The organism is Methanothermobacter sp. K4 (genome assembly GCF_022014235.1).
Taxonomy (GTDB): domain Archaea; phylum Methanobacteriota; class Methanobacteria; order Methanobacteriales; family Methanothermobacteraceae; genus Methanothermobacter.
This window is the reverse complement of the sequence record NZ_JAKLTD010000002.1, coordinates 184,286-204,479: the sequence shown is the minus strand read 5'-3', so window position 1 is coordinate 204,479 and position 20,194 is coordinate 184,286. Positions and strand designations below refer to the sequence as shown.

The 20,194-nt window shown below is 51.5% G+C and carries 16 protein-coding genes and 1 pseudogene; 11 read left to right on the top strand and 6 right to left on the bottom strand.

The window, feature by feature from the left end:
- Nucleotides 1-56: 56 nt before the first annotated feature.
- Nucleotides 57-1,379, bottom strand: coding sequence for a hypothetical protein (locus tag L5462_RS04750; protein ID WP_237779668.1), 1,323 nt, complete (start codon nucleotides 1,377-1,379; stop codon nucleotides 57-59).
- On the opposite strand from L5462_RS04750, the pseudogene L5462_RS09305 reads away from it, so the two are divergent.
- The 7 genes and pseudogenes from L5462_RS09305 to L5462_RS04715 all read left to right on the top strand — a co-directional run.
- A pseudogene (locus L5462_RS09305) lies at nucleotides 1,261-1,560 on the top strand (zinc ribbon domain-containing protein); the annotation flags it as partial. The gene L5462_RS04750 and the pseudogene L5462_RS09305 overlap by 119 nt on opposite strands.
- Nucleotides 1,561-1,608: 48 nt before the next feature.
- On the top strand, nucleotides 1,609-1,932 hold the full coding sequence (locus L5462_RS04740) for a heavy metal-binding domain-containing protein (protein WP_237780020.1): 324 nt from the start codon (nucleotides 1,609-1,611) through the stop codon (nucleotides 1,930-1,932).
- 119 nt (nucleotides 1,933-2,051) lie between these two features.
- A complete protein-coding gene (locus L5462_RS04735; protein WP_237779667.1) occupies nucleotides 2,052-3,101 on the top strand; it encodes a DNA double-strand break repair nuclease NurA in 1,050 nt (349 codons plus the stop codon).
- On the top strand, nucleotides 3,101-4,618 hold the full coding sequence (locus L5462_RS04730; protein WP_237779666.1) for an ATP-binding protein: 1,518 nt from the start codon (nucleotides 3,101-3,103) through the stop codon (nucleotides 4,616-4,618). The genes L5462_RS04735 and L5462_RS04730 overlap by 1 nt, the downstream gene beginning before the upstream one ends.
- Before the next feature lie 10 nt (nucleotides 4,619-4,628).
- Nucleotides 4,629-5,885: a DNA repair exonuclease gene (locus L5462_RS04725; RefSeq protein WP_237779665.1), complete on the top strand. Its 1,257-nt coding sequence runs from the start codon at nucleotides 4,629-4,631 to the stop codon at nucleotides 5,883-5,885.
- 72 nt (nucleotides 5,886-5,957) lie between these two features.
- The gene (locus tag L5462_RS04720) at nucleotides 5,958-8,471 is read left to right on the top strand and encodes an AAA family ATPase (RefSeq protein WP_237779664.1); all 2,514 of its coding nucleotides are present in this window, start codon (nucleotides 5,958-5,960) and stop codon (nucleotides 8,469-8,471) included.
- A 510-nt stretch (nucleotides 8,472-8,981) separates the two neighbouring features.
- Entirely contained in the window at nucleotides 8,982-9,470 is a 489-nt protein-coding gene (locus tag L5462_RS04715; protein ID WP_237779663.1) for a hypothetical protein, read from the top strand.
- Nucleotides 9,471-9,584: 114 nt separating this feature from the next.
- Here the strand turns inward: L5462_RS04715 and L5462_RS04710 are convergent, their stop codons facing one another.
- Genes L5462_RS04710 through L5462_RS09300 form a run of 5 tightly spaced genes read right to left on the bottom strand, consistent with a single transcriptional unit; the run spans nucleotide 9,585 to nucleotide 13,630 of the window.
- Nucleotides 9,585-9,929: a hypothetical protein gene (locus tag L5462_RS04710; protein ID WP_237779662.1), complete on the bottom strand. Its 345-nt coding sequence runs from the start codon at nucleotides 9,927-9,929 to the stop codon at nucleotides 9,585-9,587.
- Nucleotides 9,930-9,979: 50 nt separating this feature from the next.
- Nucleotides 9,980-10,846: a thiamine pyrophosphate-dependent enzyme gene (locus L5462_RS04705; protein ID WP_237779661.1), complete on the bottom strand. Its 867-nt coding sequence runs from the start codon at nucleotides 10,844-10,846 to the stop codon at nucleotides 9,980-9,982.
- Nucleotides 10,843-12,516 carry a 2-oxoacid:acceptor oxidoreductase subunit alpha gene (locus tag L5462_RS04700; RefSeq protein WP_237780019.1) on the bottom strand — a complete coding sequence of 558 codons (1,674 nt, stop codon included), beginning with the start codon at nucleotides 12,514-12,516 and terminating at the stop codon, nucleotides 10,843-10,845. Before L5462_RS04700 ends, L5462_RS04705 begins: the two co-directional genes overlap by 4 nt.
- A gap of 49 nt (nucleotides 12,517-12,565) precedes the next feature.
- Nucleotides 12,566-13,057 carry a peptide-methionine (S)-S-oxide reductase MsrA gene (msrA, locus tag L5462_RS04695; protein WP_237779660.1) on the bottom strand — a complete coding sequence of 164 codons (492 nt, stop codon included), beginning with the start codon at nucleotides 13,055-13,057 and terminating at the stop codon, nucleotides 12,566-12,568.
- A gap of 9 nt (nucleotides 13,058-13,066) precedes the next feature.
- Nucleotides 13,067-13,630, bottom strand: a complete 564-nt coding sequence (locus L5462_RS09300) for a class III signal peptide-containing protein (protein ID WP_370637012.1) — start codon at nucleotides 13,628-13,630, stop codon at nucleotides 13,067-13,069.
- 47 nt (nucleotides 13,631-13,677) lie between these two features.
- Between L5462_RS09300 and L5462_RS04685 the strand changes: the two genes are divergently transcribed.
- From L5462_RS04685 to L5462_RS04670, 4 genes are all read left to right on the top strand, one after another.
- Nucleotides 13,678-13,917 (top strand): hypothetical protein, encoded by a 240-nt coding sequence (locus L5462_RS04685; protein WP_237779659.1) that lies wholly within the window; start codon nucleotides 13,678-13,680, stop codon nucleotides 13,915-13,917.
- An 18-nt stretch (nucleotides 13,918-13,935) separates the two neighbouring features.
- Complete coding sequence (locus L5462_RS04680; protein WP_237779658.1) at nucleotides 13,936-15,147, top strand: Mur ligase family protein; 1,212 nt, start codon at nucleotides 13,936-13,938, stop codon at nucleotides 15,145-15,147.
- 168 nt (nucleotides 15,148-15,315) lie between these two features.
- Entirely contained in the window at nucleotides 15,316-18,312 is a 2,997-nt protein-coding gene (locus L5462_RS04675; RefSeq protein WP_237779657.1) for a Mur ligase family protein, read from the top strand.
- Nucleotides 18,290-20,110 (top strand): NTP transferase domain-containing protein, encoded by a 1,821-nt coding sequence (locus tag L5462_RS04670; RefSeq protein ID WP_237779656.1) that lies wholly within the window; start codon nucleotides 18,290-18,292, stop codon nucleotides 20,108-20,110. The genes L5462_RS04675 and L5462_RS04670 overlap by 23 nt, the downstream gene beginning before the upstream one ends.
- Nucleotides 20,111-20,194: the final 84 nt, after the last annotated feature.

Here is a 20,194-nt window from a genome sequence, read left to right as displayed (position 1 = left end):
ATGGATTTAAGGTTTATCTACTAGCATTCAGGGTCCTCTTTTCCATTTATCATGATTTAGAGTGGATTTATAACAGCCACGGTTCTGTTTTTCAGGTCCCTCACAACAAACATTCCATTCTCATCATAGATATTCACCTCGTGAAGGGTCTCCCTGAATCCTGGGGGGGGACCGTAGTGTCCATTGGAGACCCTCCTACCTGTCATCCAGGCGACCTTATCGGCAACTGAACTTGAGGCCCATACCACATCATGGGGACCCGTATGTGTATCCAGGTACTCCTTAAGGGGGTAGTAGCGGTTTTCAAAGGGTATATCAATATCTGACCAGCCTATATCTGTGAGCAGGAGCTGCTCAGTGAAGACCGCTGCAGATGAGACTATGAGAATCCCGGTAACCAGCCTCACAGCCCCTGAGGGGTTCTCAAGTAACCGTGAGCCGGTGTATCCCCCCACAACCGCCAGGGGGAGTGCCACGTACTGCAGCCCCCTCGATAGATCATCAAAGATGACCTCAGCAAGGAGTACTATGAGAATGTAGGCCACCAGGGGCCTGAACTCCCTCCGCCCCTTCACAAGGTAGATCCCAGGGACCCCGAAGTATAGAAGTATGAGGAACACAAGCCAGCCGATACTGAAGTAGCCACCATTCACGGGCTCAGATGGGGCCCCCCGAGATGTGAGGAAGTATGCCCCCCATAATATGAAGGATGGGAGGAGCAGGAGGAGCACCCTGAGGTTCCTCCTCACACCATCTGCCAGCACCGCGGGGACGACTGTTATGAGTGCTATGAAGTGGGTCCAGAGTGCAAGGGTCCCTGTAACCGCTGCAGAGAGCCGGTTCTCTGACAGGAGGTAAACTGTGAGTACCAGAAGGACCGGTATGTAGGCTGCCGGCATTATAACTGAAAGGGTGTCTGGACGGGGAGATGCGAGTACCAGGGCACCTGCTATGAGCCCGGCCCTCTCACCGTACCACCTGGAGGCCACAAAGGATGCTGTAAACACTGTGAGGAGTATCTGCAGCATGCACATGATGGAGTGGGCAAACCTGACACCACCCAGTGTCCAGAAACCTGCCAGTATAACATGAAGCAGCGGCGGATGACCCAGGGGCCTCCCCATGGGATGGTAGACCAGGTAGTCCCAGATGAGGCCCTGGAATGGGTCAATCATTATTTCCCTTGCCCTAACGAGGTGGAAGTCCAGATCACCATGCGTGGGGAAGAGATAGTATGGTTTGATGATTAAAAGCAGTGCTATGATGACGAGGGGAATGTATGGTAGAATCGATGGGGGGATGCGTGCCCTGAGCATCTCCCTGATCCCACCGGCCCCTGAATCATGGATGGCGGATTTCATGGTAACCTTATTATACATCTGCAATAAAAATAATTATGGTGTTATTATGGTTACAAGTGAGGAGATGAAGAGGAGACTGGCTGAGAGGAGAGGTGGCGCTGTTTCAGCTTCCCCAAAAGAGTCATCAGCAGAGAAATTCTGTCCAAACTGTGGGAAGGAGTATGGAGCTGACTCAAACTTCTGTGACGAGTGTGGTACGAGGCTTGAGGAGCGAAGAGAAGCGCCTGCAGTTGAAAAGCATGGTGACGTGGTATACGTTACAAGCAACTACGTCCCGGGATACAGGGCTGTTGAAACACTTGGATTTGTTTATGGGCTGACAGTGAGGAGCAGGGGACTCGGGGGTCAGATAGGCGCAGGCTTAAGGTCCATTGTGGGTGGTGAGATCAAGGAGTACGTCACCATGATGGAGCACTCAAGGCAGGAGGCCCTTGAGAGGATGCTTGACCATGCCCGTGAACTCGGGGCCAATGCGGTTATAAGTGTCCGGTTCGACTCAGACTCCATCTCTGACATAATGCAGGAGATCCTGGCCTACGGCACAGCGGTCATAGTTGAACCGGAGGAGTAGGTAAGGCCTGGGATATCCCCGGACCGCTCAGATGACGGAACCATTCAATTAAAAACCACAAGCTATTTATAACATTTATTTCTTATTCAATATTAAACATTTACATGGGGGATTTTTTGTTGGACATTTTTGACAGGATTGCACAGACCCTTGAGAATAGAGTGAGGTCGGGGATTGGAAGACCCTACTTCAGGTCAGCGAAATACAGGGTGCATGAATTCAGCACCACTAACTTCACACCCATCGAGGGGGGAGATAAGCGGCTAGTGGCCTTCATAGACGGCGGAAACAGCCCCATACTGGAGGGACCAGGCATCTCGGTCCAGCTCAACAGGGTTGCCCTGGGTCTCTTCAGGGGAGGCCAGAGGGTCCAGCCAGAGATGCCATCGAGAATTGAGTTCTTCTCTGTCATGACCATGAACCCGGAGGAGGAGATGTGCATATTCCAGATACACCCCATCAGGGAGGAGTACCTGGAATTCCTCCCGGATGAGGATGACATGCACCTTGAACTTGAAGACACGGATACCGTTGAGGAGTCAACCCTCAAGGGCCTTCCCAGGCGGTTTGCAGAGTGGAGCATGGCACTGGCTGCCCTTGATGAACTTGATGCAGGGGATGTACTGGTTAGGGACGGTTCACTACAGGCGTCATTCGAGAAGGAAAACAGCTACATCAACAAGCTCGGGGATAGGGCAGGTGAGATCCATGTGACGGGGCTCTCAAAGACCTGCACCCTCTACACAACCACTTCAATTTCACTCCTCTCAGCCATCGGAAGGCTCGCATCAGAGCGGGGCCTTAAGGGGGCATGGTGCTACCATCCCATAGCCATCAGGACAGACAGGCCCACCACCCTCACGGCGGTTAAACTGAACCCTGCAGGGAGGATATTCCGCATGGACATACTGGGGGAGTATGATGGGGATGAGACACTGGACGTGGCATCCACCCTCTCACTGAACGCTAGGGACGCATGCTTCCCGGGCTACCCCTACGGGCTGGTGGACGTGGACATGAGGGCCCGTGTCTCAGGGGATGAAGTTGAAATCTACAGGAGAAGAGTCCTATCACAGATCAGGGATGGTAAAGTCCTTAGGGGCATAAAATATGAGACAGAAAGTCTCGACTACCACGATACACTTAACAGTTATGCAGGTGAGGATTGATGGAAATCGCAGGGCAGATAATAGGCGGCGAAACAGCCGCGGTACTCATAAGGCAGAAATCGGATGAACCAGTGGAACTCGGTGACCTCCTTGTCGCTGAGGGGGAAGGCTACACGATACTCCAGGTCAAGGACCTCAAATACAGGTCCCAGATACCCCAGGGGATGAGGGAACTTGCATCAGGTTTCAACCTTGAGGGTTACAGGGGGGACGTGGAGTTCCTTGAACCGGAACTACGTAACTACATCATCGCAGAGGCCCGCCCCATACTCCATGTGAGGGATGGGGAGCCAATGCTACCCAAACGCCTGCCGGGCTTCTTCAGGGAGGTCCGGAGGATAAGGGATGGGGACCTGGCCTTCCTTGAAAAGCCCCGCAACCCTGTATTCCTGGGGAATGTGAGGAGCGGTTCAAAGGTCCTTGAGACTCCGGTCTACATCGACGCACTGGACGCCATAACCCACCACATTCTCATACCTGCAACAACTGGTAGGGGTAAGAGTAACCTGGTGAAGGTCATGCTCTGGAGCCTGGCAGATATGGACCGTGTGGGCATGCTGGTGCTGGACCCCCACGACGAGTACTATGGCAGGAACGAGGCGGGGCTCGGAAAGCACCCATCAGGTAACGTGGTATACTACTCCCCGGATGCACCGGTCGGCGGAAACACCCTCGCAATAAACCTGAAGTCCCTGAGACCTGAACACTTTGAAGGTATAGTTCCCTTTTCAGATCCACAGGAGCAGGCAATTGCAAAGTACCACAGTATGTATGGAGAAGAATGGATCATCAAAATCGTTTCCGGTGACGGCGTTAAAAACGTGGATCCCAGGACACTGAGCGTCCTTCGAAGGGTCTTTGATGTGATACTCGGCGTCTACCTGGATGAGGACACAGGCGAGATAAAGTCCCGTGGAGGAGTATTCAGGGATGTGGGTGGCGAGTCAACCATAAAGGACATAGCAGGACACCTCGAAGATGGAAAGATAGTTGTGGTGGACACATCCCGGCTCATGGGTGAGGCGGAACTCCTCGTTGGGAGCGTGATATCCGGTGAGATCTTCAGGAGGTACCAGAAGTACAAGTCCACCGGGGAGCTCAGGAGAAAACCCGTCATAGGGATAGTGATAGAGGAGGCCCCCCGTGTCCTTGGAAAGGAGGTCATTGAGAGGCAGGGAAACAACATCTACAGCACCATCGCAAGGGAGGGACGTAAATTCAACATAGGCCTCGTCGCCATAACCCAGCTCGTAAGCCTCATCCCCAGGACAGTCCTTGCAAACATGAACACCAAGATAATCCTGGGGAATGAGATGGCCCAGGAGAGGGCTGAGATAATAGGAAGCGCATCCCAGGACCTCTCAGATGACAACAGGGCAATAGCAAGCCTGGATAAGGGTGAGGCCATAGTTAGCAGCATATTCACAAAGTTCGCGGTACCCGTGAAGATACCCCTCTTTGAGGATTTCACTGAATCCACGGATCATGATGATGAGGACATCGAATTCATAGGATGAGGTGAACCTGATGTACAGATTCGCGCACCTGTCAGACTGCCACCTGGGGGCCCAGAAACAGCCGGAGCTCAGGGAACTGGAATTCCAGGCCTTCAGGATGGCCCTGGATGATGCCCTGGAGAATGAGGTTGACTTCATGATAATAGCGGGGGACCTCTTCCACTCCAACATCCCAAACATGGAGACCGTCAAGAGGGCGACCCTGGAACTCAGAAGGGTCAGGGATGAGGGGGTCCCAATCTACGTCAACTATGGCAGCCACGACTACAGCCCATCAAACACCTCCATGATAGACATCCTGGAAACCGCGGGGGTCATAGAGAAGGTTGTGCGACCCATCCCCGGGAAGAAGCTGGGACTGGAGTTCACGGTGGATGAGAAGACCGGGGCAAAGATCACTGGACTGTCAGGGAGGTCAAGGGCACTGGAGGTCGACTACTTCAGGAGCCTTGACAGGGAGGCCCTTGAGGCCGAGGATGGCTTCAGGATATTCCTCTTCCACAGCGCCATAACCCAGTTCAAACCGGTTGATCTTGCAGATATGGAATCAGTGGACCTCAACCTCTTCCCACGTGGCCTTGAGTACTATGCAGGGGGCCACGTCCACAGGAAGGGCTGCTACATGGAGGAGGGCTACGGCCCCATAGTATACCCCGGGGCACTCTTCGGTTCATATGCAGGGGACCTTGAGGAGAACGCCAGGGGAGAGGATAGGGGGTACTACCTTGTTGAATTCAGTGAAAAGGCGAAAACCCCAGAGTTCAGGGTTATAAGGCCTGCTGACTTTGAGTACATGGAATGTGATGTGACAGGTAAGAATTCCCGGGACACAGCCCTCCTCATAGGTAGGGAAATGGGGGAACACGATGTTAAGGGAAAGGTTGTGATGTTCAAGATCAGGGGTGAGCTCAGTTCAGGGAGGACCTCGGACATAGACTCGGCATGGATAAGAAGGGAACTTGAATCCAGGGGCGCTCGTGTTGTCCAGATCAACAGACACGGCCTCAGCACCCGTGAGATACAGAAGGTGAGGGTCGCTGAGAGCGACATCCCCGCACTTGAGAGGAGGATCTTCAGGGAGAAACTCGCAGGACTTGACATCAGAAACAAAAGTCTCATGAAGAGGGGCGACTCATTGGCGGTTGACCTCCTCAGGAAACTTGAAAATGAGATGGCCCCCGGTGAGAAGAAGGAAGAATATGAGAGGAGGGTCATTGAGGAAGCAGAGGCCGTGATGGGGGTTAATCTGGATGATGATAACCGATAACCTCAGGAGAGATGATGGTGTTGACCTGCTCCGGGTGAATCCAGATAACTGATATGCTTGTGGTGATGCTCTTTGATTATCAATTCACTTGAAATCAGGAACATAAGGAGCTATGAATCAGGAACTGTCGAGTTTGATGATGGGGTGACCCTCTTTGAGGGTGATATAGGTTCAGGTAAGACGACACTTCTACTTGCAATAGAATTCGCGCTCTTCGGGCTGGGTGACCAGAGGGGTGACAGCCTTCTGAGGGCCACAGCAAATTCGGGTTCAGTCAAACTCACCTTCACTGTTGACGGTGCAGAGTACACCATCTACCGGGAACTTAAAAGGGCCGCCTCAGGGGTGCAGCAGGGGGAACTCTACATCAGAACACCCACAGGGAGAAGGAAACTCTCTGCAAAGGAACTGAAGGCCGAGGTACTCAGCATCCTGGGTTACAGGGAACCCCTGAATCCAAGGGCCAGGAGCAGGATATACCGTTACGCGGTATTCACCCCACAGGAGCAGATGAAGAGCATAATAGAGACCCGGAGCAGCGACCGGCTTGAAAGGCTCAGGAAGGCCTTTGACCTTGAAAAGTACAGCAGAGCAGCGGATAATGCAAAGCTACTCTCAAAAAAAATCAGAAGATCCGCACAGAGCCTCGAGGATAGATCCTACGACCTTGAGGATAAAAAAATGGAACTGGGGAATCTTATCAGTGAAAAGGGGGAACTGGAATCCACAAGGAAGGAGCTTGATGCTGAACTCAAAGTAATCGAGTCGGAGATCAGCAAACTCAGACTGGAACTTGAGGAACTCAAAAAGGAGGAAAACAGGATCAAAGCTGCCGAGGAGAAGATAGGATCTCTTCAGAATGAAATCGAAACTTTAAGTTTATCCTCAGAGAGGCTCAGGAGGAGAAACAGGGATATAGAGATGGATTATCAGAAATCCCTGGATGAACTTCAGAAGTGCCGGAAGATGAGGGATGAACTTCAGGAGGAATTCGATTCACTCAGAAAGGATATTGAGGAGATGGATAATGAAAGAGAATCCCTCAGAGAGGACTATGAAAGGTTCAGAGATGCTTCCACCAAACTTGAAGGTCTCAGGAATCAACTTGAGACCCTTTCAAATATCAGAGGTAGTATGGAACGTGAAATTGATGCGCTGCGTGTCGAGATTGACAGCCTCAAATCAGAGATAGGGGAGCTGGAGTCCCTCCAGGATCCAGGTTACAGCGAGGATGAAGTGAAATCTGAGATAAAAAAACTTGAGGGTGAGGTATCGAAGCTCCAGCAGGAGCTGGGTGCCATCTCCGGGAAGATAGATGACTACAGGTCCATCAGAGAGAGGAGTGTCTGCCCGACATGTGACCAGGAGGTTGACCCTGACTACATAAACGATAAACTCAGCGATGGCCTTGAGAGGAAAAGGTCAGTTGAATCCAGAATAAAGGAGCTTAACGCTGAGATAGGAAATAAAAATAAACTCTTTGAACGTATAAGGGAATACAGGAGGTCCCGGGAGGAACTCAGCAAACTTAGGGAGAACCTTAAGAGTAAGATGGCTGAATATGGGGAAAAGCAGAAGAACCTTGGGGATAATGGGAAGAGAATCAGAGACATTGAATCGGATATAAAAGAAAATGAAATGGTAATCAGTGATCTGAAGGGTGTGGAATCCAGTTTCAGAAAAATTGATGGTGATCTCAGAGACCTTCGTGAAAGGGAGAGGAAATGCTCTGATAGGCTCTCAAGGGTAAATTCAAAAATAGAGGGCCTTGAGGAAAGAATCCCTGAACTCAACCCTGAGACCAGCACTGAATACATGGAGAACCTCCAGAGGATTAATGAAAACGATGAAACCATCAAAGAAAAGGAAGCGGAGATAAAGAAAAATGAGGAGGCACTCAGAAACAGGGAGAAGGTGGAGGCCAGTATACAGGGTATCGGTGAAAAACTCCGTGAACTTGAAACCTTCAGGGATGAGAAAAAACAGAGGTTGGGATCAGTTGGGGGGAAAATCGAGGAAAAGGAGAAACAGATCAGGAACCTTGAGGCTGAAATTGATGAAAAGAAGAAACTCAGAAAACGTGCAGGTGAACTCAAGGACCATGTGACCTGGCTTGAATCATACTTCATCCCTGCACTCGCTGACATTGAGACCCATGTGATGGCACAGATAAACCATGAGTTCAATGAGAGGTTCCAGAAATGGTTCAGGGTCCTGGTGGATGACCCGGATAAATCGGTGCGGATTGACGAGGACTTCACACCCATCGTGGAGCAGGACGGCTACGAACAGAACCTTGAGTACCTCAGTGGTGGTGAGAGGACCAGCATAGCACTCGCATACCGACTCGCCCTCAACATGGTGGTCCAGAACCTCACAGATGTGAGGTCAGATATACTCATACTGGATGAGCCAACCGATGGGTTCAGCAAGGAGCAGCTCTACAAGCTCAGGGACATCTTCGATGAACTTGAGGCCAGACAGATAATCCTGGTATCCCATGAGGAGGAACTTGAAAACCTTGCAGACCACATATACAGGGTTGAAAAGTCCGATGGAGTATCCATCATCCAGAGGGCCGGCTAAATTTTTAAGGACCCATAGATAATTTTATTTCAATTTTTGACACTTTAAAGAGTTCTTCAGCTTCATATAAGTCTTTAAAATCATTTTAAATTCAAATTTTCATTTTAATGTTGCTTTTAATTTATTGAGCATTCTAGTTCTTCCTTTAACAGAAATAAGCTCTTTAAGTGGCCATTTATACAGGATTTATCTTCTGAATCTCCATTCTATCGGGGAGCCCCTCTGCCCCTAAACTCCGAATGGGATTCCATGATGGCCCCTATCTTCAAATAAAATGGGATGGATTCTCAGAGAATATCTGAATATTAGAAAAGGATTCTGGTGGCTTTTTTTGATTAAAGGAGCTCTCAGAGCTTTTATTTTATGGAAACATTTATATAGTATGATGATGTAACCATTGACTCAGTGTCCTAAGCGACCTGAAGGGTTAGTATTGGACATGGAGGCGATAGAATTACGCGATTCAAAGCAGTCACAGTGCTCTTTGCACTGATGTTCACTGTGGGTTCAGTGCCCATCAGTGAGGCAACAAATACTGGAACAGAAAACGCAAAAATAGTGTCAAAAACACAGACCATAAAGGCGGAACCTGTGAAGGTTGACGCCGCATACAAGTACAAGAAGTACAAGAAATATAAAAAGACCTACAGGAAAAAGGTCAGGGCTACATACCGTACCAGTGTGAAGAAAAGGTACTACAAGAAATATAAGTACTACAAGAAGAAGAGGGTACGGGCAGCCTACAGCACCAGCACATACCGCTATGATCCAGACATAGGGGACTGCTGGGCTATGAGTGAATACTTATATAAAAAACTCACATCAGCCGGGAAGAAGGTGCGTATAATACAGTACGCCACTAGCATGTCACCAAGACACCGCACAGTGCAGGTGTACAGCGGTGGATGCTGGGTTGACTATGACTACAGTGGCTACAACAGGATATACCACCCCACATCAAGGAAACCCGGCATGTTTGTGGTTAAATCATCGGCCTAGAGAGGCCAACCCCCTTTATTTTTTCATTCAGCTTTGATTCTTATTCTATGGATTCACCGTATCATGATTCCATAACTTGATTTTTTTATCCTTTGAATTCACGGCATCAATCATTCATCCTTGATTCGTATCCTCGGGATTAACTGCATCCTCAATGGCCTCCCCTATGCAGTGGGGATTCCATCCAACAATCTCAGAACTCACTTCTTCAAGTTCCACCGGCACATTCTCAAGGCCATAGGGCCTCACGGTTATTATGGGCTTGGAGAGTTTCACAGCCCTCTTCACATCATCCATTATTTTTTCCTTCATGGTTCCCCAGAGGCCAGCAAGGATTATCACAGCATCTGCATCCTCGAGGTCAGTCTGCCTCCACCTGAGACCCGAAAGACCTAGTTTCTCCCTGAAGACATGGTGGTCCTCAATGTCACCCTCTGTTATGTAAAGCCTGACTTCCATATCAGATTCTCCGGTGTAATAATTAAAAGCATGGTCAATTAAAATGCATACTAAAGCATCCTCTTTGATTCAATGAGGGCCTTCAGTTTAGCAGGGTCATGCCTCCTCCTCCAGAGGGGAGTTGCATCCCCACGGTATATACTGAGGTTCTCCTCAAAGGTCCCATCACCTTCAGCATGATAGATCACACCCAGGGGAAACTTCCCTGAACCGTAACCCTCAAGGGACTTCTCAAAGGCAACCATCCTGTCTGACGTGTCATGGTCACTGTAGTAGGTGTTCTCACGGAACCACTGGAACGTGTTGACACGGTTGAAGGTCACACAGGGCTGGAAGATATCCACCAGGGCATAGCCATGATGGCTGATGGCCTCAACAAGTATGTCCCTGGTCCTCTCAATGTCCCCTGCAAAGGCCCGGGCAACAAAGGTGGCCCCAAGGGCAATGGCCACTGCAAGGGGATTGAAGGGCTCCTCAAAGACACCATGAACCTGCACAGGGGTCCTGAAGCCTGGCTGACTGGTGGGGGACGCCTGCCCCTTTGTGAGACCATAGACCATGTTATTATGGACGATATTTGTTATATCAGGGTTCCTCCTTATGGTGTGCATGAAGTGGTTGCCTCCCTCACCGTACATGCAGCCATCACCGCTCACATCAATAACGGTGAGCTCCGGGTTCACAGCCTTTATAGCCACAGCAGCCGGGAGGGACCTCCCATGAAGGCCGTTGAAGTAGTTACATTTCAGGTACTGGGGGAGCTTCCCTGCCTGACCTATACCAGAGACAAGCACAAGCCTCTCAGGGGGTATATCAAGGTCTGCAAGGGCCATCTTGAGGGCCCGGAGAATCGAAAAGTTACCGCAACCAGGGCACCATGCCACGTCTGCCTCAAGGTCATAGTCCTCGGGTTTCATGCAAAAACCTCCCCTATGAATTTCCTTATCTCCTCAACACTGAAGGGCATACCATTGTACTTGTTGAGTCGATGGTCAACCTCAAAGCCGGCCTCAAGTTTAAGCAGATCAGCGAACTGTCCCCTGTAGTTGTTCTCAATGGTGGCTGTCACCTCAAATGACTCCAGAAGCTCACGGGTATCAGGTGCCAGGGGATAGACCTGACTGAAGTGCACCATGGTGACCTCGGCATCAGATGACCCGATGGCCTCCCTCACAGGCCAGTAGGTGGAACCCCAGCATATCACTGCACTGGAGTCGTCGCCCCACACCTCAGGTGCCAGTGCATCATCCCTGAGCATTTCAAGGCGCAGGTTCCGCTTCTCAACCATCCTGCTTCTTATATTGAGGTCCTCTGTTATGAAGCCGTCCTCGTCATGTTCATCTGAATCAACACGCACAAGTCCCTCACCGTAACCCGGAACCCCGCGGGGTGAGATACCATCCTCTGTGAACCTGAACCTCCTGTACCCGGCATCAGTCCCGCTAATATGATACTCCTCCTCCACACCGATTTCAGGTTCAGGGAGGTTGTAGTAGAGGTCCGCCAGGTACTGGTCTGATAGTATGAAGACGGGTACCTGGTACCTGTCTGCAAGGTTGAATGCATGTGCCGTTATCTCAGGAGCATCCTCCAGCTTTCCCGGGGCGAATATGGCCCTTGCAAACTCCCCTGGTCCCGAGTAGAGGGCCAGGTTCAGGTCCTCCTGGGCAGTTCTCGTGGGAAGCCCAACCGCAGGCCCCGGCCTTTGACCAATGTATATCACAACAGGCGTCTCTATCATCCCTGCAAGGCCAACGGCCTCCTCCATAAGGGCAAAACCACTCCCCGAGGTTGCAACAAGTGACCGGGCACCTGCATATGATGCTCCAAGGCACATGTTTATGGCTGCAATCTCATCCTCGGCCTGCTCGAATACCATGTCAAATTCATCGGCATTCTCTGCAATGAATATCTGGAGGGGACTTGAGGGGGTCATGGGGTAGGATGACATGAACCTGCAACCCCCTGCTATGCACCCTAAACCCACGGCCTCAGTGCCGTTAAGGATTACATGACCCCTGACAGATGGGTCAGGCTCAACAGAGACCCTCAGATGTTCCCTGAGTTTTTCGCCCAGTTCATAACCCTTCCTACCAGCCCTGAGGTCTGAATTGAGGATCTCAGGTCCCTTGCGCTCAAAGAGTGACCTCACGGCATTATCGAAGACATCCTCTCCGACCCTGAAGAGACGGGCTGCGGCACCTGCAGCCACAACATTGGCGAATATACGTCCCCCCAGCTTCTCAGCCTCCTCAAGTATGGGCAGGCCCACGGCATCATCCTCACCGAAGCTCTCATCTGCAATAATCAGTGTCCCGTTGATTCTCTCCCTCAGGTGGTCCACCGCCCCCGGGCTCAGGGCAAAGAGGACATCGATACGGTCCACAAAGGCCCTCACAGGCGCTGATGAAACCCTTATCAGCGTCGAATTTTCACCACCACGCACACGGGACATGTACTCCTTGGAGGAGAATATATGGTAGCCGGTGGCCCTGAAGGCCCTTATAAGGAGTGCCTCAACTGTCTGTATCCCCTGCCCTGCCTCACCGCAGAGGACCAGTGCAACATCATCCATGACCTCCTTCATGAACATCACCCCATTTTCTATTTTCACCTTCTCCTTCAGGGCGGCACCCTCAGAGGAGTCTCCTGAGGTAGCATCTCCCCTCGCGGTTCTTCTCAAGGTACTGCTGGTGGTACTCCTCGGCCTCATAGAAGGTACCTGCAGGTTCAATGGCTGTAACGATCCTCCCACTGAACCTTCCAGACTCCTCAAGCTTCCTCCTTGACTCCAGCGCCAGCCTCCTCTGCCCATCGTCATGGTAGAATATCACTGAACGGTACTGCTCACCCACATCCGGCCCCTGCCTGTTGAGGCTTGTGGGGTCATGGATGCTCCAGAAGACATCAAGGAGTTCCCTGTAGCTCACAAGGGCAGGGTCAAAGGTGACCTCAACAACCTCAGCGTGCCCTGTAAGACCGGTGCAGACATCCTCATAGGTGGGGTTCTCCACGTGGCCACCCATGTAACCCACACGGGTGGATACGACACCCCTGACTCTCCTGAATGCATCCTCAACTCCCCAGAAGCATCCGGCACCAAAGGTTGCCTTCTCATATCTTCCCATAAATCTCACCTACCCTGATACGTTACCCCGCACCCGGGCCTGGTCTGCGGTGAACCTGAAGGGGGAGCCGCCACCTCCAGCTATGGAGAATGACATGAGGACACTTCCAGTGGGGTTTCTGGTGTAATCAAAGGGGCCGCTGATGGTCCAGGAGTAGGTCTGGTTTCCTATGTTCAGTGTCCACCTTCCCCGCTGCCCGATACCCTTGAGGTCATCCGCACCTCTCCGGGGGTCACCAACACCACCCTCAACCGTGAAGCTGGTGCCGGCACTCATCCGGCCAAGGTTGAAGGTCCTGCTTGACCCTGGCTGGAGGAGGAAGAAGTAGTTTCCAGGGTCCCCTGATACGATGTGCCGGCTGCCGCCACCGGTGGTGTTATTGGCCTCATAGATGAAGACACTCTTTGATGGACCGATATTGGTTATTGTGAGCTTCACGTCAACTGTCTCATTACCTGAGACCTTAAAGTAGGAGCTGTATATGTAGAGGGCTGCAACTGCGATTATTATGATGGCTGCAAAAAGAAGTATGTACTCTGCACCCCCCTGTCCACCTGGATCCTTCATTATCATGTAAGATATATATTGTATGATTATTTATATAAAACTGAGGTGTGGCAATGGGACCCGGGGCAGCTACTGAAACTCCACCTGTGAGCATGGAGGTTATATTAACTGCGGTTGCCGTGACCCTTGCAGTTGCAGGGGTCATCCTGCTGATCGTATTCATCGGTAAACGCAAAAGGTCAAGGGAGGAGGAGGAAAAACCTCTCAGACCCGAGGTGTCAAAGAACGAGGATATAATAGCCCAGCTCAAGGAGGAATATGGGGTTTCTGATGATGATTCAGGAGAAGATTAACAGTTAATCGGTGAACCAATGAGGGTTGCGGTGCTGGGACTTGGAGCTGAGGGTTTAAGGGCAGTTGAGTCACTAAAGAGAAGGGGTCACAGTGTATATGCAAGTGACATAAGACGTGAAATTCCTTCAAAGCCTGAGGGGGTTGACCTTGACCTGGGCTTTTATGATACAGGGAAGATAGAGGCTGCAGATGCAGTTGTAATCAGCCCATCAATGATAAAAACCGAACTCATGGAGCGGTTCAGGGATAAACTCCTCTGCAGGGTCCTTGAGGGCCACAGAAAACCCACAACCATCGTGGTCACAGGGACCAATGGAAAGACCACAACCGCCACAATGATAGCACATGTACTTGAATGTGCAGGTGAAAGGGTGCTTCTTGGTGGAAACGCTGGAGGGGGATTTGGGGGCTACACAGAACTCTTTTTAAGGGCATCTGAGGAGGAATTCGATTACCTTGTGGTGGAGGTCTGCGACATGACCCTGGAATTTGCATCAGAGTGCTTCGACATTGACCTCGTGGTCCTCACAAACCTTGGAGAGGACCACATGGACTTCCATGGATCCATTGAGAATTACAGGAGGGCGGTGGCAGAATTCCTTAAGGGGAGGAACGCCGTGATCGACCCCAGCGAGTCAGATGGGGAACTCATGGAGGCCCCCCGGGTTCTCAGGACCTACAGCGAGTACACAGGGCCCCTGAGGGTTGAGGGCGGATTCAACAGACTGAACGCAGGGGCGGCATCAGAGGCCCTCAGGTATCTTGGGGTTCCGGAGGATATCATAAAGGAGGCTCTTGCCAGTTTTGAGCCTGTAAAGGGCCGTATAAGGTCGTTCATCATCAACGGAGCATCTGTCGTTGCAGGTAAAACCGACAATCCCCATGCCATGAGGGCGGTACTCTCTGAATCAGAATTCGATGTTATGTTCATGGGGACACCCAGGAGGTCAGAGAGGTGGCGCCTCCATATCCTGGATGAGGTTGCAGAGTCACCCCCCAGGGTCCTTGTGATATTCCCTGGCCTTGAGGACACGGTTGACATGGTACTGGAATACCTTAAGGGCCTTGAAATCCACTCAGAGGTCATAACAGTTGATGACACTGAGGAAATCCCCCGCATGGTCCTTGAGTTTTCCAGGAAATACAGGAGAGTCTTTGTGGGTGGAAACGGCCAGGATAAGATAATCAGGGTCCAGGAAGAACTCGAGAAACTATCCTCCTGTGAATGAAGCCCATCACCTGCGTAACTGGTATATAGGAATAACCAATAATAATAAATGGACTGCATATTTCTTTACCATCCGGGAACTCCCGGTTGATCATAAACTTATTACTTATGACAATGCATACCTTTCACTTATAAAACAGATCTACGGGTGCATAAATTGATCAGGAACATGAACGTGCTTGTGCTTGGAGATGGAAACGCTGGCAGACCCGCCGCAAGATTGCTGAGACACCTTGGAAACAGTGTGCTTGTAAATGACCTCAGGGAACTGGATGAACTGCCCCCCAAGGCCAGGAGGAGAATAGCTGAGATGAAAAAGGAGGGTGTGAGATTCAGGTTTGGGGGTCACAGGATTGAGGACATGCTCTGGGCCGACGCCGTCTTCGTATCACCCAACATCCCCCACGATGCACCTGTACGTGAGATGCTGGGGAGGGTGGAGAAGGATCTGGTCCACATAACAACCTCAGACATAGGGAGGATCCTCAACCAGCTCATAGGCATCCCCATGGTTGGAGTTGCAGGTACAGACGGGAAGACAACAACCACCAACATGATAGACCACATACTTTCCTCAAGCCACAGGACAGTGTCATTCTCATCAATCCAGGACTCACTGGTCATTGAGGGTCTGGTAGAACTTGTGGTGAACGGTGATGTGAAAAACAGGGACATTGCCGTGTTTGAACTCCCACACGGGACCATAAGGATGGCCGACGGCCTTGAAATAGTGGCTGGTGTCGTGACAAACCTCACACCCGACCACATGGATGAGTTCAGGGACTACGACGAATACATTGAGAGGAACTTCTCAATAAAGAACCTCATAGCCCCGGGAGGTGTTCTGGTACTCTGTGGAGACGACCCTGTTATCGCGGGGCTCCTGGATGACCTTGAGGTTAAAAGTGTAGTGTATGGTCTGGGGAACGAAAGGAAAGTTGAGTTCATGGATAGAACCTTCACCGGCTCAGCTGAACCCCAGGTCAGCGCATCAGATATAGACCTCATGGGCCTTGAGGGATCAGAGTTCACCCTGAAGGTCTCAGAGATACCAACGGCCCTCTGCAGCACCTGCGGATCTTTAAACTGTGAGGAACATGAAGGGCTGGTCCATGCCGGGCCCCTCACCGAGAGGATAAAACTCAGGGTACCGGGCCTCTTCAACGTGGAGAACGCCCTTGCAGCCATAACCGTTGCACTGGTACTTGGATTTGACATTAAGGATATCAAAAATGCAATAGAGGAATTCAGGGGTATAAAGGGTAGATTTGAGTTCATAGATGAGGTTGATGGTGTCCCGGTTTACATGGACGCAGCCCACAACCCTGAGAGTATGGAGAAACTCTTTGAGGGCATTGAATTTAAGGGGAGGCTGATAATAAGCCTTGACAACCCCGACACCCTCACAGTGAGGGACAAGTACAGGATAGGTCAGATACTTGGTGAGAAAGCCGATATATTGATTGTAAGCGCCAAGAATGAGACAACAGGTAAGATTGACATGGAAGCAGCCTCTGAGGTTGAAGGGGGTGCCGGCAGGGATAAAACCATAAAGACCGGGAGCGTATATGATAGCATAAGGAGGGCCCTTGAAATCGCAGAAAAGGGGGACACGGTACTCCACCTGGGCCCGGGGGTTGTCAACGCATATGATAACGTGAGGAATGATATTGAGAGGGCCATAGAGTCAATGAGGGACTTCACAGTTGTCCTTGGAGGCTGCGGGAATGTGGGAAGCCTCATGGCAAGGAACCTCCGGGCAAGGGGTTACCGGGTGATCGTCTCGGATCTGAAGGAGAGTACACCCCTTGAGGATGTCTTCAGGGAGGAGGGAATAGAACTTGACCTTGGGGGTCACAGCATGGAGTTCCTCAAGCGCGCAGGCACCATAGCCATCACACCAGCCCTCGAAAATAACAGGAAGGTTCTTGATCTGATCAGGGAACTTGACGCTGATGTGATAGGCGTTGAGGACGTCCTGAACATGTGCCCTGTTGAAAAACCTGTGGTGGGGGTTACAGGGACCAATGGAAAGACCACAACCACAGGTATCCTCAAATCCATAATGAGGGCTGCCGGAAAGACTGTGCCAGAGCACCACCTCAGCATACAGGGCAACACGGAACTGGTACCGGCCCTCCAGGCAAGACTCCCGGGGGACGTGGCGGTTGTTGAGATAGGGACATTCGGGAGGAGGGGTGAGATAAGGCAATCAGCCCTCCTCTCAGGGGTCTCAGTGGGTGTCATAACCAACATATCAAGGGACCACCTATCAGGTGGCAGGCGGTTCTCTGATTACATTGAATGCAAGAGGGAGATCATTGATACAGCTGAGGTCATGGTACTGAACGCCGATGACCCCATCGTAGCATCATTCGCAGAGGAACTGAGGGAGGAGAGAGTGGTTCTCTATGGTATCCAGGGTATAGAGTCGGCGCCGGTCATGCCTGAGGGCAGGGAATGCCCCAAATGTGGCAGCACCCTCAAATATACACGCAGAACCATGGGGCACCTGGGGGACTACCAGTGTGTCTGTGGCTACCGGAGACCCCAGCCAGAGGTTATGGCACTGGAGGCATCAGGCACTGGCTTCAAACTGGTAATAGGCCCCGAGATGAGGGATGTTAAACTTAAGGCCCCAGGGATCTTCAATGTTTACAATGCACTGGCAGCAGCTGCCGCTGCATGGTCCCTTGGCGTGGATATTGATAATATAGTGAAGGGTATTGAGTCATTCAGTGGTGTGAGGGGAAGGTTCCAGAAACTGTTGGACTCACCACGGGTTATACTTGACTACGCCCACAACCCGGCCGGTGTGAGGGCTGTGATGCAGGAACTTAAGGGGACCGATGGAAGGCTTATAGTCGTAAATACCGTGGCCTCTGAGAGTGGAATGGATGGTGATCTGGAAATCGCATCGCTCCTGAGGGACGCCGACACCGTTATACCGGCATCCTATGCTGCAAGGAGAGCCTCAGGTATCCTGGGTAAGAGGGTGGTCCATACAGAATCCAGCAGGACCAGGGCAGGGGCAGGGACCCTTGGGGCGAGCCGCGAGCAGGTTGAGGAGGCTGTCAGCAGGGCCCTTGAAATTGCAGAACCATATGACACCATACTCATAATTGGTGAGGGGGGATTCAGATATGCAGAGGATCATATCAGGTAAGCACATCATTGCACTGCTTATTGTTGCAGCCATCATAACAGCATCAGACGCATACATCGAGGGAAGTGCTGAACCCCAGCACCCTGGCGAGATAGCCGCCCTTGAGCCTGGAAGCACGGTACTGAAGGGTCAGGATGTCATCGATGAGTCCCGGGTGAGGAGCGTCCCCCTGATACTGCACCCAGACTACATCCTTGATGAATTCAACTACATGGACCCCGGGAACCTCCTCCAGGCGCTCCTCACAGGGGCAGTGCACGTCCCGATATCCAGGATGACCTCAGGGATAGACCCATCAGGAAGATCCACTGTCGATGGTCCTGGAGTACTGAGGATTTCAGGGGATAAACTGGTGGTCCAGGAGCCACCGGTCTTCCTCTGGGCCTACAAGACACCCTACACCTATGGTGTCAAGAGAGAGAAGGGTATAGATATCATTGAGAACGGGAGGAAGGTCAGATTCGTCCCTGCAGATAGTATAAGTAACAGCACAGTCCCCCACAGGTACAAATCCGTTAACAGGATAAAAAGGTGGTTCAGAAGGGCCGATGATGGCGACGAGATAGTCCTGGACTACCAGCTATCCAACTTCAGCGACGGCAGACTCCCTGTTCCACCCGGCAGGATAGAGGAGCTCTTTGGGGGGGAGGTTATTGAGTACATGGAGAACTACCCCTCAGGGGCGCCTGTCATGGTGTACACTGGAGGCTACAGGAGGGTTCTGGTATCAACTGCAGTGAGCTACCTGGGCTCATACCCCCAGTACGATGATAACAAGAGGGCCTTCAATGCGAGGGCATTCGCCGCGGCATGGAATGGCACAGTGATTCCACCGGGAAGTGAGGGTTCAGGTAAGGAGACAGTCAGGTTCACGGCATCAAGGGACCCGGAGGCCCCCGGCGGATACGCGTCCCACGGCTCATGCCCACCTGCAAGGGCCCTCAGGGCCGTTGTCACTGATGCAGGGATGCCACTCCCCAGGGGCATGACCTGGGAGTTCCGTGCGGTCCTGTTCGGCTTCAACCCGGCAACCGGAATAAAGGTCAGGAACACAGGGAGGTACCGGTACTCATTGAGATGTGGACGACAGGGTCAGGTGCGGGTACAACAATATACGCCAGGATCTACAGGCTTGAACCGGCATAGGGTGGTGGAGTTGATCTCAGCGGTTATTACAGCGGCAGGGCGTGGCAGCCGAATGTGTAGGGACATGCTGAAACTCGGCCTTGAGCCTGTCCATAAACTCCTCCTCCCCCTCAACTCAGTTACTGTAATAGAGAAAACAGTGGATTCAGTCCTCAGGGCGGGTGTGGATGAGTGCATCGTCGTAACAGGCCACCATGCAGGGGAGGTTGAGGAGGCGATATCAGGTCTGGATGTGGAGATTGTGAGGAACGATCCACCTGATGTTCCACTCTCGGCATCACTCCTCAATGGTGTTCTTTCTGCTTCAGGTGAAGTCATACTCTGCGTTGCCGGGGACCAGCCGGCGGTATCCCCTGAGACCATGGGGAGGATCACTGAACAAGCTGACCCTGAGACGGTTTCGGTACTTGCAAGGGGGAGGAGCGGATGGCTTGAGAGCGCTGAGGGCCTAGGCATGCCCCTTGCAGCTAGCTCAGATCTCCTTAAAAGATACCTCCCCCGGGGTGATGGAAACATAAATCCTCTGCTCCATCTGATGGTGGATGATGGCATCAGGCTGTACGGTGTTGAGGCATCGGATCCCATTGAACTGGTGAATGTAAACCACTACAGTGATTACATTAGAATAAGGGAATTTTTTGGTAGATATTGAACCACTGCAGTGATTACATTAGAATAAGGGAATATTTGGAGTCAAGGGGAATAGCTGGAGACCGGAGTCAGCAACTAAAAGAAA

Coding starts and splice junctions, on each gene's coding strand:
- L5462_RS04750 (WP_237779668.1), bottom strand. CDS start 1,379: ATGTATAATAAGGTTACCATGAAATCCGCCATCCATGATTCAGGGGCC.
- L5462_RS04730 (WP_237779666.1), top strand. CDS start 3,101: ATGGAAATCGCAGGGCAGATAATAGGCGGCGAAACAGCCGCGGTACTC.
- L5462_RS04725 (WP_237779665.1), top strand. CDS start 4,629: ATGTACAGATTCGCGCACCTGTCAGACTGCCACCTGGGGGCCCAGAAA.
- L5462_RS04710 (WP_237779662.1), bottom strand. CDS start 9,929: ATGGAAGTCAGGCTTTACATAACAGAGGGTGACATTGAGGACCACCAT.
- L5462_RS04705 (WP_237779661.1), bottom strand. CDS start 10,846: ATGAAACCCGAGGACTATGACCTTGAGGCAGACGTGGCATGGTGCCCT.
- L5462_RS04700 (WP_237780019.1), bottom strand. CDS start 12,516: ATGAAGGAGGTCATGGATGATGTTGCACTGGTCCTCTGCGGTGAGGCA.
- msrA (WP_237779660.1), bottom strand. CDS start 13,057: ATGGGAAGATATGAGAAGGCAACCTTTGGTGCCGGATGCTTCTGGGGA.
- L5462_RS09300 (WP_370637012.1), bottom strand. CDS start 13,630: ATGATAATGAAGGATCCAGGTGGACAGGGGGGTGCAGAGTACATACTT.
- L5462_RS04685 (WP_237779659.1), top strand. CDS start 13,678: ATGGGACCCGGGGCAGCTACTGAAACTCCACCTGTGAGCATGGAGGTT.
- L5462_RS04680 (WP_237779658.1), top strand. CDS start 13,936: ATGAGGGTTGCGGTGCTGGGACTTGGAGCTGAGGGTTTAAGGGCAGTT.
- L5462_RS04675 (WP_237779657.1), top strand. CDS start 15,316: ATGAACGTGCTTGTGCTTGGAGATGGAAACGCTGGCAGACCCGCCGCA.
- L5462_RS04670 (WP_237779656.1), top strand. CDS start 18,290: ATGCAGAGGATCATATCAGGTAAGCACATCATTGCACTGCTTATTGTT.